General features: G+C 57.5%; 12 protein-coding genes. 6 read left to right on the top strand and 6 right to left on the bottom strand.

Going from position 1 to position 15,291, the window contains the following annotated elements; all coding sequences use genetic code 11:
• Positions 1 to 102 precede the first annotated feature (102 nt).
• On the top strand, positions 103 to 2,169 hold the full coding sequence (locus PFER_RS05455; protein ID WP_048149607.1) for an alpha-amylase family glycosyl hydrolase: 2,067 nt from the start codon (positions 103 to 105) through the stop codon (positions 2,167 to 2,169).
• Here PFER_RS05455 and PFER_RS05450 read toward each other — a convergent pair.
• The 5 genes from PFER_RS05450 to shyB form a co-directional block, all read right to left on the bottom strand.
• The gene (locus PFER_RS05450) at positions 2,153 to 2,818 is read right to left on the bottom strand and encodes a DUF257 family protein (RefSeq protein ID WP_048149605.1); all 666 of its coding nucleotides are present in this window, start codon (positions 2,816 to 2,818) and stop codon (positions 2,153 to 2,155) included. The two genes, PFER_RS05455 and PFER_RS05450, sit on opposite strands and share 17 nt — an antisense overlap.
• Before the next feature lie 192 nt (positions 2,819 to 3,010).
• A complete protein-coding gene (gene shyA / locus PFER_RS05445) occupies positions 3,011 to 4,258 on the bottom strand; it encodes an NAD(P)-dependent hydrogenase/sulfhydrogenase 2 subunit alpha (RefSeq protein ID WP_048149604.1) in 1,248 nt (415 codons plus the stop codon).
• A complete protein-coding gene (shyD, locus tag PFER_RS05440; protein WP_048149602.1) occupies positions 4,255 to 4,995 on the bottom strand; it encodes an NAD(P)-dependent hydrogenase/sulfhydrogenase 2 subunit delta in 741 nt (246 codons plus the stop codon). Before shyD ends, shyA begins: the two co-directional genes overlap by 4 nt.
• Positions 4,992 to 5,867 carry an NAD(P)-dependent hydrogenase/sulfhydrogenase 2 subunit gamma gene (gene shyC / locus PFER_RS05435; RefSeq protein WP_048149600.1) on the bottom strand — a complete coding sequence of 292 codons (876 nt, stop codon included), beginning with the start codon at positions 5,865 to 5,867 and terminating at the stop codon, positions 4,992 to 4,994. The genes shyD and shyC overlap by 4 nt, the downstream gene beginning before the upstream one ends.
• The gene (gene shyB / locus PFER_RS05430) at positions 5,864 to 6,868 is read right to left on the bottom strand and encodes an NAD(P)-dependent hydrogenase/sulfhydrogenase 2 subunit beta (protein WP_048149597.1); all 1,005 of its coding nucleotides are present in this window, start codon (positions 6,866 to 6,868) and stop codon (positions 5,864 to 5,866) included. The genes shyC and shyB overlap by 4 nt, the downstream gene beginning before the upstream one ends.
• A 165-nt stretch (positions 6,869 to 7,033) precedes the next feature.
• Between shyB and nuoE the strand changes: the two genes are divergently transcribed.
• Genes nuoE through PFER_RS05415 form a run of 3 tightly spaced genes read left to right on the top strand, consistent with a single transcriptional unit; the run spans position 7,034 to position 12,154 of the window.
• Complete coding sequence (nuoE, locus tag PFER_RS05425) at positions 7,034 to 7,498, top strand: NADH-quinone oxidoreductase subunit NuoE (protein WP_048149595.1); 465 nt, start codon at positions 7,034 to 7,036, stop codon at positions 7,496 to 7,498.
• A complete protein-coding gene (nuoF, locus tag PFER_RS05420; RefSeq protein WP_048149592.1) occupies positions 7,491 to 9,293 on the top strand; it encodes an NADH-quinone oxidoreductase subunit NuoF in 1,803 nt (600 codons plus the stop codon). Before nuoE ends, nuoF begins: the two co-directional genes overlap by 8 nt.
• On the top strand, positions 9,293 to 12,154 hold the full coding sequence (locus PFER_RS05415) for an NAD(P)-binding protein (protein ID WP_048149590.1): 2,862 nt from the start codon (positions 9,293 to 9,295) through the stop codon (positions 12,152 to 12,154). The genes nuoF and PFER_RS05415 overlap by 1 nt, the downstream gene beginning before the upstream one ends.
• 37 nt (positions 12,155 to 12,191) lie before the next feature.
• Here PFER_RS05415 and PFER_RS05410 read toward each other — a convergent pair whose 3' ends face one another.
• Positions 12,192 to 13,370, bottom strand: a complete 1,179-nt coding sequence (locus tag PFER_RS05410) for an aminotransferase class V-fold PLP-dependent enzyme (protein ID WP_048149589.1) — start codon at positions 13,368 to 13,370, stop codon at positions 12,192 to 12,194.
• A 94-nt stretch (positions 13,371 to 13,464) separates the two neighbouring features.
• Here PFER_RS05410 and PFER_RS05405 point away from each other — a divergent pair, with 94 nt between their 5' ends.
• Together PFER_RS05405 and PFER_RS05400 are read left to right on the top strand one after the other, a co-directional pair.
• Positions 13,465 to 14,649 (top strand): MFS transporter, encoded by a 1,185-nt coding sequence (locus tag PFER_RS05405; protein ID WP_048149588.1) that lies wholly within the window; start codon positions 13,465 to 13,467, stop codon positions 14,647 to 14,649.
• 76 nt (positions 14,650 to 14,725) lie between these two features.
• Positions 14,726 to 15,268 (top strand): 50S ribosomal protein L16, encoded by a 543-nt coding sequence (locus PFER_RS05400; protein WP_048149587.1) that lies wholly within the window; start codon positions 14,726 to 14,728, stop codon positions 15,266 to 15,268.
• Positions 15,269 to 15,291: the final 23 nt, after the last annotated feature.

The following is a 15,291-nucleotide window of genomic DNA, read 5'->3' as shown; positions in this document are numbered from 1 at the left end:
GGATTTTTGTGCTCCGCTTCACGAAGGGGCCCCGCTCCGGCGAGGTACGCCTTCCGGCGCAAGACTTATAATTTCTCCTCCTTATTCACTCGCGGTGATACAATGCGTAGAGTAGCGGTACTGCTCATACTTTTACTCCTCCTCCCCGGGGTCTCGGCGTATCAAATCCCCGAGAAGGGGGTTATCTACCAGATAATGGTTGACCGCTTCTACGACGGCAACTCAAGCAACAACGCCCCCCTCTACGACCCGGACCACAGGAACTACCGCCTCTACTGGGGCGGGGACCTCGAGGGAATAACGGAAAAGCTCGACTACCTCCAGAGCCTCGGCGTGACGGTGCTGTGGCTTTCCCCTCTCAACGACAACGTGGACACTATGGTCTTCGCGAGCGCCCCCTACCACGGCTACTGGACGAAAGACTACAAGCGGATAGAGGAACACTTCGGGGACTGGGAAGCGTTTAGAAGACTCGTCGAGGAGGCAAAAAAGCGCGGGATTTGCATCGTGGTTGACTACGTCCCCAACCACTCCAACCCGGCCACGGATGGCGAGTTTGGAGCCCTCTACGACAACGGCACCTTCATCACCAACTACTACGCGGACAGAAAGAACGCCACCGTGAACCCTTACACGGGGAGCATTGAGAACGTCTACCGCCACAACGGCAACATCAAGAACTACTACGGCTGGGAGATGAAATCGAAAAACCTCTACGGTCTGGCCGACTTCAACCACCTCAACCCGTGGGTTGATTCTTACCTCAAGGAGGGCGCGGAGCTCTTCGTTAACAGCGGCGCCTGCGGCTTCCGCCTCGATGCCGTGAAGCACATGGACCTCGGCTGGCTCGTGGGCTTCTACACACACTTCGATGAGCCCCTCTTCACCTTCGGCGAGTACTACAAGCTCGATACGAGCAGGGACGACGATATGGGGTGGCTCTACCTCTACTCCGACTACGCACCGGTGATCAACATCCCGATAAGGGGAGCAATAGTGGACACCTTCGCCAAAGCTGGGAGCATGAAGCGTCTAGCTGAGACGCTTGAGGGGTATTTCTCGGGCTTCGTCTATCCGGCCAAGCAAATCAACTTCCTCGACAGCCACGACCTCGTGCGCTTCCTCAACGAGAACCCCGACAGGGAGAGGTACCACATGGCACTCGCCCTCACACTCACGCTCCCGGGGGTTCCGGTTGTTTACTACGGGGACGAGAGCTACCTGGTCAGCCACGACGGCAATGGGGACCCCTACAACAGGCCCATGATGGTCTTCGACAACGCCACGGAGGCATCGAGGATAATAAGAACCCTCGCGGAGCTTAGGAAGAACAACGACGGCCTTGCCTACGGGAACCTGAGCACCCTCTATGCAGACTACGATACGTGGGCCTTCGAGAGGGCCTTCGGCGGGGAGAGGGTTCTCGTGGTGGTGAACAAGCTCGACTCAAGGGAGCTCTCCCTGAACCTGGGCTGGCCCGATGGCACCTACAGGGACGTCCTCTACGGCGTGGAGATGGAGGTTAAGGGCGGAAAGGCAGTTATAAGCGCCCCCGCCCACAGGGTTCTCGTCTTCCCCTACGGTGGGGAGCAGAAGAAGCCCCTCCTTGGCTCGCTCACCCCCTACACCGCCCGGCCCGGGATGAGGGTTATCGTAGGGGGAGCCCTTGAGGGGGACGAGGACTTCTTCGTGGGCGGAAAGAAGGCGAAGGTGGTCGAGCGCGGCGAGGGCTATGCGGTGATAGCGGTTCCGGAGCTGAAAACGCCCAAGGCGTGGATTGACGTGTGGGCGAAGGGGAAGGAGGAGAGCAACCACCTCAAACTGCACTATTTGAGCGGAAAAGTCAGGGCCTCGCTCCTCGTGGTGAACGCGAGCCTCGTCAATGGGGGTGAGCTCTGGATAAAGGGCGACATTCCGGAGCTGGCGGAGCCAATGCCCCTGTTCCGGAACGGGGAGTACTACTTCCAGATAGTGCCCCTGCCGGAGGGGAGAACCTTCTCCGTTGAGCTCTACGGAGATGACCTTGAGCCCCTCAACGTGACGCTCTACGGGAGAACCAACGCCACCGTGCTCCTAACCACCGAAAAGCCGGAAGAAAAGGGGACGTGCGGACCGGCGCTGATACTCTTGGTAGCCCTGCTCGCCCTGCTCTTCAGAGGAGCTCGGTGAGCGATACCTCAATTTCCTTTCCGAGGGCTTCAACGTTCGTGCCCTTTACTATTCTTCCAATTCCTCTGTCCTTCTGAGGTCTCGTAACGATAACCGTCGTGGCTATCCTCTCGAGCTCGGGAAGGGGGTTGAAGGGGACCCTTTCGGCAATATCCACGTCCACGAAATAGAATGCCTTTCTCCCGTGATTCCCGACGAAGGTCTGGATGGAGGAGATTATGCTGTAGAAGTCGGCCCTGTTCTCTGTGAAGGCGAAGAGTCTTTCAAGCCCGATAACGGCGTTGATTGCATTTTTAACCCCTGACAATACCTCCCTCGAGAGCTGTTCATACCTCCTCAGATAGAGGGAGGGCTCTCCTTCGAGGGGGATTCTCCCAACGACGTTCCCGACGTTTATCTTTCCGCCCGTTTTGACAACCATCGCCCCGTCAAAGGCACCTTCCACACCAAAAAGCTTCAGGTGTTCGTTTACAACGTGGAGGATGTCGAGGTTGTCATCAATGACGAGGGGGAGCCCTCTCTCATCGGCGTAGTGCTTCAGGAGAAGGAGGAGGAAGTCAAGGATGTAGCTCGGAGATTGGTATTCAACGAGGACGGTCTCACCAAACTTCATGGAGTCAAGGAGGGTGTACACTTCCTGAAGTGACATTGTTGCCACCGCCTTTTGCTTTATACCAAAACCTGCTCACGAGTTTACAAATACTTTTCGGTTCCTTCGGTCCATCATCTCGTGGTCTGGCGGGAGTGGTTCATGGGTGCTCTCTGGGAAAAGGTTGCCCCGGAACGTTGGAACATACCCTCTCCTCACAAAAGTTAGGCTGAAATGAAGAAAAAAGAAAACTCAAAGCCTCACGAGGTGGACGGAGCAGGAGATGCACGGGTCGAAGGCCCTCACCGTCTCCTCCAGCCTCTGCACCATCTCCGCCTCCTCGACTTCACCGTAGAGGGCTCTGGCTTCCTTCAGCAGGCTGGCCTCAATCATGGCGTGGTTCAGTGCTGTGGGAGTTATGATGTTCGAGTAGGCTATCTTCCCGCTCGAATCGGTGCGGTAGTGGTGTATCAGGACTCCCCTCGGTGCCTCGACGTAGCCAATTCCCTCTCCTTCCTTCGGCTCCACGGGGACGTTCTCGCCTGAGATGCCCTTATCGAGGAGTGTTTTCGCTATCTCGTTGGCCCTTTCGAGGGAGTACACAAGCTCTATCGCCTGCGCGAGGTTGTTGTAGCTCACATGGCCGCTCTCAAGTTTCTCCCTATGCTCTTCCAGCAGGCGCTTCGCCTCGGGCGTTAACTGCTCGCCCTTTAGCAGGAGCCTCGGCAAGGCCCCGACGAAAAAGCTCTCCCCGTTATAGCGGCTCTGCTTGGCGAAACTGTATGCGAGGGAGTGCTCCTCTATTCTCTCAGTGTAGTGGAAGCTCTCTTTATCCTCGGCGATTAGCTCCTCCCCCCACAGGTAGCCGTCGGTGGCGACGAGGTGTTTAGCTTTCTCGCCGTAGGGTTCAAGTCCGGCGAAGAGCCTCACCGCCCTCTTGGCGAGCCTCAGAAATGCCTTGCTCTCCCGCTCCATTGCCTCGAGCTCTTCGGTGGTGGGGTAACGTCCAAATCCGCCTGGCTTGACGTTTATGCCGTGAATCTCCCTTCCACCGATGAGCTCCCTTATCCTGTTGCCGAAGGCCTTGAGCGCGAGCCCCTCCTTCACGAGCTCGCCGTGCTTCGTCGCCATCCTTATGGCGTCGGGGTAGCCGAAAACATCCGGTGCGACCAGTAGGTAGAGGTGCAGTGCGTGGCTCTCGAGGAACTCCCCTATGAGGCCGAGCTCCCTGAGGAGGGTTATCTCCTCCGGAACCTCCACGCCGAAGGCCCTCTCTATCCCCATGACAGAGGCGACGCTGTGGGCGAGATAGCATATCGCGCATATCCTCGCCTCAAGGTCGGGCACGTCGTAGTAGTGCCTTCCCAGGGTCAGGAGCTCGAAGAAGCGCGGGCCCTCGACGATTTTGAGCCTCACGTCCTTGACCTCGCCGTCCTCGATGAGTATCTCAGCCTTCCCGTTGCCCTCAACGCGCGCAAACTCCCTCAGTTCGATTATCACGGCTCCCACCTCGCGAAGGTCTTGAACTTCCTTACTATGTAGTCGTCATCGTAGCCCTTGCCCTTTAGTATCTCGTACTCGCTCGCGGGGTTTACCTCGCCGGGCAGAGGGCCCCTGCACCCTATGCACCCGAGACCGGAGCGTACGCAGACGGCGTTGCAGCCGCCGAGGGTTATCGGCCCGAGGCAGGGAAGGTTCCTCTTCACGAGAACGCATTCGTACTCGTTGAGTTTGCACTCGACGCATACCGGGTAGTCCGGACGAACCGGGTCTATGCCCTTCGCTATGTTCATGAGTGCCTGGTACAGCTCTTCCTTGTCATAGGGACAGCCGGGGATTGCCAAATCAACGGCCACGTACTCAACGGCCGGCTTTGACTCCAGAGCCTTCATAGGGTTCCCCCGCGTGCCGTAAACCCTTTCGAGCTTCTCCCGAATCTTTCCCTCCACACTCGCCTGGACGTCCCCGTGTGTGGCGCACGTCCCAAGCGCAATCAGGTACTCGGAGTGGTTCCTGGCATTCTTTAGAAGCTCCAGGTCGCGGTGGCTCGAGACCGTGCCCGTGACTATGGCGACATCGTAGTGGTTGCCGTCGTGCACGCTCGAAGCCATGTGGAACTCACCTATCTCGTAGTACTCCAGGAGGTCGAAGAGCCTCTCGTAGAGGAAGAGTATGTTGAGCGCGCAGCCGCCGCAGTCCGTAAGCTCAAAAACACCGAGTTTGAGCTTTCCCATCATATCAACCCCCTTGTTGAGAGGGCGTCCCAGTACGTGAAGACCGGGCCGTCCTTGCAGACGTACTTGATTGACGTGCTCGTCCCGACGATGCAGTGGCCGCACTTGCCGATTCCGCAGCGCATGCGCCTCTCGAGGGTCATGTATATCCTCCCTGGGGAGAGTTTCCTGTCCAGGAGCTCCCTTATCACAAAGCGGTACATCACCGGAGGCCCGCAGATGAGGGCGTATGTGTTGTTCACGTCGAACTCCTCCCCGCGGAAGAGGTCCGTCACAACCCCCCGACAGACCCTGTCCGAGAAGCCCTTCTCAAGGTAGACGCACGAGGGGCTCTCGACCTCGTAGGCGAGCTTTACGTTGCAGTTCATGGCATCACCGTGCTTCAGGAGATGGACTATTTCATCCCTGAAGAGCAGGTCTTCGTAGGCCTTCGTTCCGTAGAAGAGCCAGATGTGCTCGTACTTTCCTGAATCTATCGCGTACCAGAGGACAGACCTCAAAGGCGCCATCCCGAGACCGCCGGCCACGAGAACGAGGTTAGAGCTCTCCATTTTCTCCATGGGGAAGCCGTTGCCGTAGGGGCCACGGATGCCGACTACCTCGCCTTCCTTCATCCTGTGGATGAACTTCGTCATCCTGCCGACCTTCCTTATGCAGAGCTGGATGTAGCCCCTCCTTGTGGGAGAGGAGCAGAGGCTTATCGGGAACTCGCCGAAGCCCCTGACGTCCACTATCACGAACTGGCCCGGCCTGAAGTCGAACTTTTCTCCTGCCTCAGGGTCAACAAAGCGGAGCGTGAAGAGCTTCTCCCTCGGTGTCAGATCCTTGACCTCAAGAATCCTCGCGTCGTAAGAGAGGTACGGATTCCCGGTCATTGCAGTGACCCCCTTACCTCGTCGAGAACCTTAACGTGCTCTATCTTAGCGGGACAGAACTCGTCGCAGCGGCCGCAACCGACGCAGTTAAAGCCGGCCGAGGGGTCGAAGTAGCTCTTGCAGTAGTAGCGGTGCCTGAAGCGATCCAAACGCGTCGGCCTGAAGTTGTGGCCGCCTGCAACGAGACCATGGCTCTCCATGAAGCAGGAATCATAGCGCCTCTCCCTCACGGCCTCATATGCGTTCGTCCACTTATCGCAAACTTCGTAACAGCGGCAGGTTGGGCATACCATATTGCAGTTGCCGCAGGCGAGGCATATGTCCGCGTACTTTTTCCACACGGGGCTGTTGTAGGCTAAGTCGAGCATGTCGGCAAGGCCTTCCTTGCTGAGCTTTCTCTTGAAAGAGGCCGCGCGCCTCTCTTCAAAGGCCCTGAAGTTCGCGAGGTCTTCCTCTGTAACGCTCTCAAACAGTTCCTCGTTCTCCCAAGCAACCTCATGCCCCCTCACGCTCCCGACGCGGACGAGCCATCCATCCGGCAGCTCGTGGAGGAAGAGGTCAAAGCCGTCCATGGCGAAGTCCGTTCCCAGGCTCCGGCAGAAGCAGTACTCATCTGGAATGCAGCTTATCCCGACTATGAAAGCCTTTTCGCGCCTCGCTTTGTAATAGGGGTCTGCGGGCTCCTCGAGATACACTTTGTCGAGTATCTTAAGCCCGTGGATGTCGCAGGAGTGGAGGCCGAAGAGGACGAACATCTCCTCCTTGGCACCGTCTTCCCATCTGCCGTTCTTGAGGTGGAGAATGCTCTCCCTGGGCCTTACAAAGAACTTCTTCGGCGGGAGCATGGTTCTGTTGTAGTCAAGGGCCATGTCCCCAGCCGTCTGAACCTCCTGGAAAGAATAGACCTTTCCCTTTTTCACCGGGGCGTACACCCTCCCCAGACTCTTCAGCGAGTTGAAGAACTCCTCAAAATTTTCGGAAGGCAATTTTATATATCTCAAAGGCACCACCGCCATACGGGGATTGTCAATTTTAAGTTTGTAAAGAAACGATTTAAGAATTTTTCAAACAAACGGTTGCCAACCAATTGTTTCAAACATGTGCTTTAGTGCACTTTTATAAACATTAAAGTCGAAATTTTTTCGAAAAAGGTGCAGGTGAGTGTTATGGAAGCAAACCTCGATTACATACGCTCTTATCCTCCCGAGCCGAGCTCTCTCATCCCCCTTCTCCAGAGGACGCAGGAGCGCTTCGGCTACCTTCCGCGGGAGGCCATGGAGGAGATAGCGAACTACCTCGGGCTTCCGCTGAGCAGGGTTTACGGTGTCGCTACGTTCTACGCCCAGTTCCGCTTCGAGCCGCTCGGGAAGTACGTTGTGAAGATATGCCACGGCACCGCCTGCCACGTCAACGGCGCGGTCAACATAGCGCAGGCTATAACGGAGGAGCTTGGCATAGAGGAGGGTCAGACGACGGAAGATGGGCTGGTAACGCTCGAGCGCGTCGCCTGTCTGGGCTGCTGCAGCCTCGCTCCCGTCATCATGATCAACGAGAAGGTCTTCGGCAAGCTCACTCCCGAGAAGGTGAGGAAGCTCATCAGGAAGCTCAGGGAGGGGAAGCTCGATGTCTGAGGTCAAGGCCATAGCAGTGGGTATGAACTCCTGCGGTATAGCGGCAGGTGCCAAGGAGACCTACGAGGCGATAAAGCAGGAGCTTGAGGAGCGCGGTATAGATGTTCCCCTCAAGATAGTCGGCTGCGTCGGCATGTGCTACCGCGAGCCCCTCGTGGACATAATCACCGAGAATGAGATTATCACCTACGGCCACGTCGACCCCAAGAAAGTCCCGAAGATCATAGAGGAGCACGTCCTCAACGGGAAGCCGGTGGAGGAGTGGGTAGTCAAGCGCGACTGGTGGGAGAACGGCGAGAGAAAGACATGGGACGTTGATGGTTACTTCGCCAAGCAGAAGAAGATAGTCCTCGAAAACTCCGGCTACATAGACCCCGAGAACATAGACGAGTACATCCAAGCGGGCGGCTACGAGGCCCTCAAAAAGGCCCTTAAGATGGATCCGGAGGAGATAATAGAGGTCATCACAAAATCCGGTCTCCGCGGTCGCGGGGGTGCCGGGTTCCCCACGGGGCTGAAGTGGAAGTTCACCCGCCAAGCGAAGGGGGACGAGAAGTACATAGTCTGCAATGCCGACGAGGGCGACCCAGGAGCCTTCATGGACAGGAACGTCCTTGAGGGCGACCCTCACCGCGTAATCGAGGGTATGATAATCGGTGCCTACGCAATCGGGGCAACGAAGGGCTTCATATACGTGAGAGCGGAGTACCCGCTGGCCATAAGAAGGCTAAAGATAGCTCTCCAGCAGGCTAGGGAGAGGGGCTTTCTGGGGGAGAACATCCTCGGGAGCGGCTTCTCCTTCGACATCGTCATCAAGGAAGGGGCTGGAGCCTTCGTCTGCGGTGAGGAGACTGCACTCATAGCCTCCATTGAAGGTAAGCGTGGCATGCCGAGGCCGAGACCCCCATACCCTGCCCAGAAGGGCCTCTTCGGAAAGCCCACCAACATAAACAACGTGGAGACCTGGGCGAACGTGCCCTGGATAATAAGGCACGGCCCGGAGGCCTACGCCTCACTTGGAACGGAGAAGAGCAAGGGGACGAAAGTCTTCGCGCTATCGGGCAAGATAAAGCACGGCGGCAACGTGGAGGTTCCTATGGGAATCACACTTAGGGAGATACTCTACGAGATAGGCGGCGGGACGAAGACTGGCAAGGGGATCAAGGCGGTTCAGCTTGGTGGCCCCTCGGGCGGCTGCATTCCGGAAGAGCTCTTTGACACTCCCGTTGACTACGAGAGCGTGAACGCGACAGGGGCCATAATGGGCAGCGGCGGAATGGTCGTCATGGACGAGGACACCTGTATGGTTGACGTTGCCAGGTTCTTCCTCGACTTCACGGTTAAGGAGTCCTGCGGCAAGTGCACCTTCTGTCGTCTCGGCACCAAGAGGATGTGGGAGATACTTGACAAGTTCACGAAGGGAGAGGCGACCGAGGAGGACCTTGAAAAGCTTGAGAGGCTCGCCTATCAGGTCAAGGCCGGCTCGCTCTGCGGTCTCGGGCAAACGGCTCCAAATCCGGTTCTAACGACGCTCCGCTACTTTAGGGAAGAATACATCGAGCACATAAACGGTCGCTGTCCGGCGAAGGTCTGCAAGCCGCTCATAAGGTACGTCATAATCACCGACAAGTGTACCGGCTGTACCGCCTGCGCGATATTCTGCCCAGTCAAAGCTATCAGCGGCGAGAGGCTCAAGCCCCACGTCATCGACCAGGAGGCATGCATCAAGTGTGGTACCTGCTACGAGGTGTGTCGGTTCAACGCCATAGAGATTCTCACCGGGAGGGATGAGTGATGGTCAGGATTATCCTCAACGGTAAGGAAACGGAGGTTCCGGAGGGGAGGCCCCTCATAGAGTTCCTGCGCGAGATTACCCACGTCCCGGGCTTCTGCTATACCGAAGAGCTTGAGCCCTACGGCTCCTGCAGGCTCTGCCTCGTGAGCACTCCGAGGGGCGTTACAACATCGTGCACCCTCAAGCCCATTGAAGGCCTTAGCGTTGAAACGCTCACGAACGAAGTTGTCTCGATGAGGAAGACCGCTCTGGAGTTGATTCTCTCAGACCACTACGGCGACTGTATAGGGCCCTGCCAGGACGGCTGTCCCGCCCACAGCGACGTCCAGGGGTATTTAGCGCTCATAGCGATGGGCAAGTACCACGAGGCCGTGAAGCTGATGAAGGAGAAGTACATTCTCCCGGCTGTCCTCGGGAGGGTCTGCCCGGCCTTCTGTGAGGAGGCCTGCAGGAGGAACCTCGTTGAGGAGCCCCTGGCGATAAGACAGCTCAAACGCTTCGCGGCCGACTACGACCTCGAGCACGGCCCGTGGATGCCTGAGATTCCACCCTCAACCGGGAAGCGCGTTGCCGTCGTCGGCGGTGGGCCAGCTGGCCTTGCATGTGCCTACTACCTACGCACGATGGGGCACGAGGTGACGATAATCGAGGCGATGCCTAAGCTCGGCGGAATGATGCGCTACGGCATTCCTCCTTACAGGCTCCCAAGGGACGTCCTTGACAAGGACATCGCGACCGTCATCGACACGGGCATTGAGGTGAAGACCAACACTGCCCTCGGGAGGGACGTTACCCTTGAGGAGCTAAAGGAGGCGTACGATGCAGTCTTCCTCGGCGTCGGTGCCTGGAGGAGCAGGAAGCTGGGCATCCCGGGTGAGGAGCTTGAGGGGGTGATGCACGGAATAGAGTTCCTGCGGAGGGTCAACACCGGCGAGGAAGTGAAGCTCGGCGAGCGCGTTATCGTCGTCGGCGGTGGGAACACCGCCATGGACGTTGCGAGAACGGCTTTAAGGCTTGGAGCTAAGGTTACCGTTGTCTACCGCCGCTCCAAGGCAGAGATGCCGGCCAACGAGCGCGAGGTCGAGGAGGCAATCGAGGAGGGCGTCGAGTTCCTCTTCCTCACGAACCCGGTCAAGATACTCGGAGACGGCAGGGTCGAGGAAGTCGAGCTGATAAAGATGCGCCTCGGCGAGCCGGACGCCAGCGGCAGGAGGAGGCCGATACCGGTAGAGGGTTCCGAGTTCCGCGTTAGGGCCGACAACGTCATCCTCGCGATAGGCCAGTACTGCGACGAGGGGTTTCTCAAGGGCCTCGGCATAGAGGCGAAGCGCGGAAAGGCCCTCGTGGACGATGTAACTCTCCAGACGAGCATTCCGGGTGTCTTCGCGGGTGGTGACCTGGTCCTCGGTCCCTCGACGGTCATAGAGAGCATCGCCACCGGGAGAAGGGCGGCGATAATGATAGACTTGTATCTTAAAGGCAAGCTTGAGAAGGCCAAGGAAGTTCTGCTTGAGCCCGAGAAGCACATCGAGAAAGTTCTGGCCGACGATGACCTTTACCGTGTGCTCTTCGACCTCAGGCCCTACAACCACTGGAAGAAGGTCACGGAGAAGGACTACGAGGGCGTTGAGAGAAAGCCGCGGGCGAAGGTGGAACTCCTCGATCCCGAAATCAGGAAGGGGAACTTTGAGGAGGTCGAGCCTTCCCTGACGGAGGAGCAGGTGCTCGAAGAGGCCAAGCGTTGTATGAGCTGTGGCTGTATGGAGGTCTTCCGCTGTAAGCTGAGGGAGTACGCCACGCTCTACAACGCGGGGCAGGAGGCCTTTGAGGGAGAGCAAAACAGGTTCGAGCTCGACGAGAGCCACCCGTTCGTCACCCTCGACAACAACAAGTGTGTCCTCTGCGGCCAGTGCGTAAGGTTTACCCACGATGTTGCCGGTGAGGGGGTGCTCGACTACCTCTTCCGCGGCTTCAAGACGAGGGTTTCGCCGCCCCTCGGCGAGACGCTGGGGGACGCTAAAGGAGTCTTCATCGGCGAGACCATAGACGTCTGTCCCGTTGGGGCCATAACCGAGAAGCTTCCCTTCGTCAAGCCCGGCCCGTGGAAGACCACCCCCGTCAAAACGGTCTGCAACGGCTGTTCCTTCGCCTGCGAGATGAACATAGAGGTCTACGACGGAATGCTCGTGAGGGCGTCGAGCGTCGAGGAGAGCTGGAACAGGTACCTATGCGACACCTGCCGCTTCGCCAGACCCTGGGCCGAGGATTTAGTCCAGCCGCTCCTCAACGGAAAGCCCGTGAGCTGGGAAGAAGCGAAGAGGTTCATAGCCGAGAAGGGCTACGCGCTCATCCTCACGCCAGAACTGACCAACGAGGAGATAGCCTTCTTTAAGGAGTTCGCCGAAAAGCACGGCATCCCGATAGGCTCAACGGTTGAGGGCAGGCTTTCAACGGCTACTCTTGAGGATATCAAAAAGGCAAAGCGCGTCCTCCTTAAGGCCGACCCCGAGAAGTACCCTCTCCTCAAAATACTCCTGAGGGGTAAGGAGGTGGTCGAGGAGGACTATGATATAGCGCTACTCGAGGGACCTGCGGAGCCCCTCGAAGTGCCGACGCTGATACTCCATGAGGGAGTTAACGCAGCAGGACTCATCAGGGCGGGAATAACGGGAATTCCAGATAGTGAAGCCTACGTCGTGGTAGGGAGGACGGGGAGGAAGCTTGAGGGGGACGTGTTAGTTCTTCCGGCTGGCCTCTGGGCGGCCAAGGAGGGCACCGTTACGAACGCCTTCGGGATGGAGCTGAAGGTAGGAAAGGCGGTTGAAGAGGGAAAAGGAGCCGCTGGGCTCTTCTCCTCTTAACCCTTCTTCCCCCATTATGAGAAAATAAAAACGTGGTTTAATCGGCCATGCTTGCAAAAAGCTCCTCAAGGAAGGTCTCAACGTCCTCCATTGTGTTGTAGAGGTGCGGCGAGGCCCTTATCCCGTAGTGACCGAGAACCCCGCGGTGGCTGACGGCTATCCCTTTATCCTTGAGCATCCTTTGGATTTCCTCTTCCCTCTCGTAGCTCAGGCCGGTTTTTATCGTCACTATCGCCGAGCCCTCTGCGAACACGTCGAGGCCCGCGCTGATCGCCTCGTCCCTTATCCTTCCCGCCAGCTTAAGGTTGTGCCGTTCTATCTCCTCTATCCCGATCTCGTTTATCAGCCTCAGCGAGGCCCTGAAGGCCGCCGCTACCAGGTAGGGCGGCCCGCCGCCGAAGTCGAGCTTTTTGGCACCATTGACGGGTTTCAGCACTCCCCACGGATCCTTCTCCGGCAGCCTCCACCACGTGCCCCACTCCCCGGTGGGAGGCTCATTGTTGAGGAGCCCGGTCAGGGGCTTCATCTCCTCCAAGAGTTCGTCGAAGACGTAGATTACCCCCGCCCCGGTGTCAGGGCTTAGGAGCCACTTCTCGCCGCCGGCCGCCAGGGCATCGACCCCCTCCTTCTCGGGGTAGAGGCGGAGTGAGCCGAGGTGCTGGACGGCGTCAACTATGAGATAGGCACCGTGCTCGTGGGCGGCCCTTGAAATCTCCTTGAGGTTCATCCTCTCGCCCGTGGCCCAGTTCACGCTGCTCAGGATGACCGCGAAGGTGTCATCGTCTATGGCCCTCTCCACGTCCTCCAGCGGGTGTACGCCGTTTCTGTTCTCCACCACCCTCAACTCAAGTCCGAACCTTCTGGAGTAGCTCTTCAGGAGGGCAGGTAGCGTTGGGAACTCCGTGTCGAGTGAAACCACGTTCTGGCCCTTCCTTGGTTCGAGGGATACGAGAATCCTCCTCAATCCCTCGGTCGTCTGAACGGAAAGGCCGACGTTCTCCGTTTTGACGTTCATCAGCTCCGCAGCCTCTCTGAGGGCTGGTTCGAGGAAGGCCGGGTCCATATAGTCAACGGAGTTTACGTTCCCCTCGAAGTCGAGTACGTCCGTTAGGAGTTTGTTCACCTCGTGGAGAACCGTTGAAGGCATGAGCCCCATGCTTGCGGTGTTGAGATAGGCTTTAAACTTCCCCAGTGCCGGAAACAGGCTTCTCCTCATGGGGATCCCCTTTCCCCTTCGGTTGATATGGTTAAATGCTTTTGGGCACCACCAACCCTTTTAAAGCCCGGTCCCTACAGTTTTGGGGGATCGAATGGAGAGAAGACGACTTTTGGGAATAGCACTTCTCGTGCTCTCAGCATTCACAGGCACGCTCGCCTTCCGCCTCGCCACTCCAGCGGTGGCCTTCTACACGCGAGACGTTCTAAGGGCCAGCATGCTCTCCCTATCCGTGGTTTCAACATCTTTTGTCCTCGCGAGGGCGTTATCTTCCCTTTTTGGTGGCTTAATCCTTGAGAGAGGTAAGAAGCTCGTTTACATAGGTTCTTTAGCGATGATGGGCAACGCAATAGCTGTCCAGCTGTATCCACTCACCTCAAGCTGGCCGCAGGTGGTGGGGATAAAACTCCTCAACGGCTTCTTAAACGGCCTTAGCTGGCCGATGGCTCAGTTCGTGATAGCGGTGGTAACTCCAAAGGAAATAAGGGCGAGGGTTACCTCCGTCTACTTCCTCTTTGGCAGCATAGCTTCTCTCCTCGGCAACTACGCCTACGCTTTCACAGTTCGATGGGGGCTCTCTGGCCAGATGTGGCTCGCTTCGGCCTTCTTCCTCCTCACGGGCCTCATAATGCTGGCGAGCTACGTTTTGCTCGATGGCTGGATAGTCCCGAGGAGAAAGAAAACCCCTGGCGGGGAGAGACCCTCCCTCGACCCCAGAAGGGTTCTTGTCATAGCCTCGCTCATGGCTGCCATAGTTGCCTTCACCTCCGGCGAGATAACGTATGTGTACGTCTCGGAGGCGCTGGGACTGGACAGGGCTACCACCGCAACGCTCCTTGGGTGGACGGGCTTTCTCGCGGCCATGCTGAGCTACGGTGTTTCGTGGCTTGCCGATGTGAGAAGCGAGAGGATGATGGTCGTGCTTACGTCGCTCATGGCGGCGCTCTCACCGCTGTTCGCTTCCATAAAAACGGCCCCAACGGTTTTCCTTGGAATATTTCTCGCGCTCTTCGCCTTCCAGAGTTTTAGGCCGATTTCGAGAAAGGTGCTCTCAACCTACCACCGCTCCTCCCTCGCCATAGGCGGCATCAACGCTCTCCAGAACCTCTCCACCTTCGCGGGAGGGATGCTTTTTGGGTTCGCCTACTCCTTCGGGCAGGTGAGGTTCGGGCTGACGTTCAACTCGGGCCTGCTATCTTTCCTCCCCATCTCCCTGCTCCTGATGCTCTCGGCGTTTGGGCTAAAAAAACGCGATACCCCAACTTTCCGTAACCGTTAAAAATGGCTTTCCAAAACTTTTATAAGCACGGGGAATCTGTTAGGCAATAGGTTCATGCTCATCTGGAGGTGAGAGTATGGGATTGAGACCAGCTAAGATTGATAGAAAAGTCAAAAAGCCCGCTTACACTAGGAGAGAGTACATAAGGGGTGCCCCCGGCCCGAGGATCACCATCTTCGATATGGGAAACCTCTCAGCGGAGTTTGAGTACGAGGTCAGCCTTCACATGGAACACCCCGTTCAGATCAGGCAGAACGCCCTCGAGGCCATAAGGCAGCAGCTCAACCGTTACCTCAGCAGGAACATCGGTAGGAGCAACTTCCACTTCAAGATAAGGGTCTACCCCTTCCAGGTGCTCCGTGAGAACCCGATGGCCACCGGAAGGAAGGCCGACCGTTACGGAAACGGTATGAGGAGGCCCTTCGGAAAGCCGATAGGCCTTGCCGCAAGGCTCAAGAAGGATCAGAAGCTCCTCACCGTTTGGGTCAACAGGAACCACCTCAAGTTCGCCCTCGAGGCCATGAGGAGGGCCAACATGAAGGTGCCCGCCAAGGCCTACGTCAGGATATACGACAAAGAGGGCAACGATGTGACCACCAAGGTTCTCTCGAGCCTCTGAGGTTCTTCCTTTTCCCTTTCCAC

The organism is Palaeococcus ferrophilus DSM 13482, from assembly GCF_000966265.1.
Lineage (GTDB): Archaea > Methanobacteriota_B > Thermococci > Thermococcales > Thermococcaceae > Palaeococcus > Palaeococcus ferrophilus.
This window is presented reverse-complemented; position numbering and strand designations above follow the sequence as displayed.